Source organism: Vibrio makurazakiensis (assembly GCF_050337375.1).
GTDB classification, from domain to species: Bacteria; Pseudomonadota; Gammaproteobacteria; order Enterobacterales; family Vibrionaceae; genus Vibrio; species Vibrio makurazakiensis.
Window position 1 is genome coordinate 1 of sequence record NZ_JAKJSW010000382.1, and the last position, 2,285, is coordinate 2,285.

Sequence of the window (2,285 nt, forward strand, 5' to 3'; positions counted from 1 at the left end):
TTATAGAAGCGATGCGTGAGGCGGGGCAGCAACAAGACCGCCTAGCCGTTAAATCTTACGCTCATAAGTTAAAAGGTTCAGCGGGCAGTCTAGGGCTTAATTCTTTGTATAGCGTTTGTAAAATTATCGAAAGTAGTAATGATCAACTGGCTGTTTACCTAGACAGAAAAACGGAATTGGAATCGAGCTTAGATCAATCAATACAAGCACTGGCGGAATTTACCGAGCAGGCATAAAAAACCCTCTAACGAGTAGAGGATTTTTAATTTAACTTGAGGCAACAGAGCTAGATAGATTTGAGAGGCATAGCTACTAGTTAAGACCACTCGTCGTCTACAAACATCTGAACATCTAAAGCGTTAGCGTCATCGTCAAACGGGTGTTCAGCGCGACCTCTAAGAAGCTCTAGTTGGTTCTCTAGCATGTTCATGGTGTCGTAATCACCCTCTGAACATGCAATGTAAATTTGTTGCTCAAGAGCTTCGATATTTTCTCTAATTCTCATAGGAGCCTCTCTTAGACAGTATTATCGATTCTCCATGCGATTATAGTCCAACAATCCAAACTCGATAGGCTGATTTTCTTGGTACCACTGATGAACTCGGTCGCTGAAAGGCCAGAACTCATCAGAACTTCGACGAATTGCAAAGCGATCCAATAACTTAATATAGTCATCCTCAGTTTTAAGATTATTTAGAGATTTAACGAGTATTTCTATGTCTTTTTCTTCTAACGATAAATAGGCCGCAGGGTAGCTACCGACCACACCTCGAACGATTGTTAGATCATCGTTTACTAAGTCACGATTGCTTTCTTCATCAAACAAGCTTGAAATATTGCTGTGAGCATTATTATGTAGCAGGGTAAATAGTTGATCTTCACCATTTTCCCCATTGATCATCAACATTACTATCTGCGGTATATGAACGAGACCTTCGCCTTTTATTTGACTTATCGAGTCTAGTAATTCTTCGTTAGCTTGGCTGAAACCGGTGTCGATAATGTCATAGCGGTGCGAAATGACTGGCTCGAGTTTATCGATAATTTGATCGTAAAGTTCTGACTTATAGTCCTCGGTTTTATACACAACACTGGAAGGTTGCTCAAAGGGAGCGATGTTACGCTGTAAGAAGTCACTCAATTGACGGCTCTGATTTTGATACCAGCTAGAGTGAACGTCATGACGAACATCTTTTGGCAACAAGGTTAAGAAGTTACTTTCGCCCTCAAGTCGTAAGAAATCCATAAACATACGAGTGATGAGCTGGTGGCCAAAGTTTCCGTAAACATCAAAGCCTGCAACTAATAGGTAGTGGATGCGCTCAAGCAAAGCGTAATCGAGAATCCAAGCGGTTTTAGGCTTGGTGCCGACTAACCCTTGTACAACTGAAGCGCTGTCGAAATGTCGAAACACTGTGAGTGCTGCGTTTTGGTTAACGCCGTCACCTTGCCAGATAATGTCTGTATTAAGGCCACTACCATCTTTAAACCATTGATTCGTAAATTCGGACTTAGCATCCAAATAGCGAGCCTGCTGTGAAGCATATCTTACCCAGTTGCTCACCGGAATGGTGTTACTTTCTAACTCACTTGGCAATTTAAGATTGTCTTTTTGACTCGCGTAAAATTCGTTAATTTCAGGTAAATCAGCTTTATCTGGGTCGATGAAAAATATCCAAAATCGGTCATTTATAACGTTAAGTGCAAGCTGCCCACGACATACAGGGCCTTTGATATAAGCCATGATGGTGTTTTGTGCGTTATCTAACATAAATTGGAAGCGAGATTTTACAGGGATCGCTTCGAACGCTGTCATAGGGTTTGCAGCAACATCAACGCGATAACTTGGTAGCTCTTCTACCGAATAAGGTGCTTCAATAAACCACTTTTTCCAGTTATCAATCCTTTGCTCGTTGAGTGCAAAAGGCATGTGTGTTTTGTCTACGACAGTACTGTTATTAGCGATTAGGCGGTAGAAAACACGGTCAACTTTAGGGTTATCGTAAGGGCGCCTTGTTGAAATACGGTCGACAGGTTGGCCAGGCGGTGTCGAAGATCGAACTAGCGAGAAAAACGTCTTTTGACCGTCCAATTCTGAAAAATAAAGACTAGATAAGAATAAGTGCTCGTAGATATAACGTGCTGAAAGTTGATTCTTAAGCGCTCCTTTATTTAACAAGCGTTCGTATTCGTTGATAAGTTTAAGCTCTTGAGGGCTCAATGGGAGTGGTTCATTCATTAATGCACCGTTCGCCAGCCAATCCATTAGCGTGTTGTATTCAGAT

3 protein-coding genes are annotated in these 2,285 nt (G+C 41.7%); 1 reads left to right on the forward strand and 2 read right to left on the reverse strand.

The window, feature by feature from the left end; all coding sequences use genetic code 11:
• A partial coding sequence (locus L4C33_RS21630) for an Hpt domain-containing protein (RefSeq protein ID WP_428814448.1) occupies positions 1-236 on the forward strand: 236 nt, incomplete at its 5' end.
• Between the two features lie 80 nt (positions 237-316).
• Here the strand turns inward: L4C33_RS21630 and L4C33_RS21635 are convergent.
• Positions 317-505, reverse strand: a complete 189-nt coding sequence (locus tag L4C33_RS21635; protein WP_428814449.1) for a hypothetical protein — start codon at positions 503-505, stop codon at positions 317-319.
• Between the two features lie 21 nt (positions 506-526).
• The coding region (locus L4C33_RS21640) for a fatty acid cis/trans isomerase (protein ID WP_428814450.1) at positions 527-2,285 on the reverse strand (1,759 nt) is incomplete at its 5' end.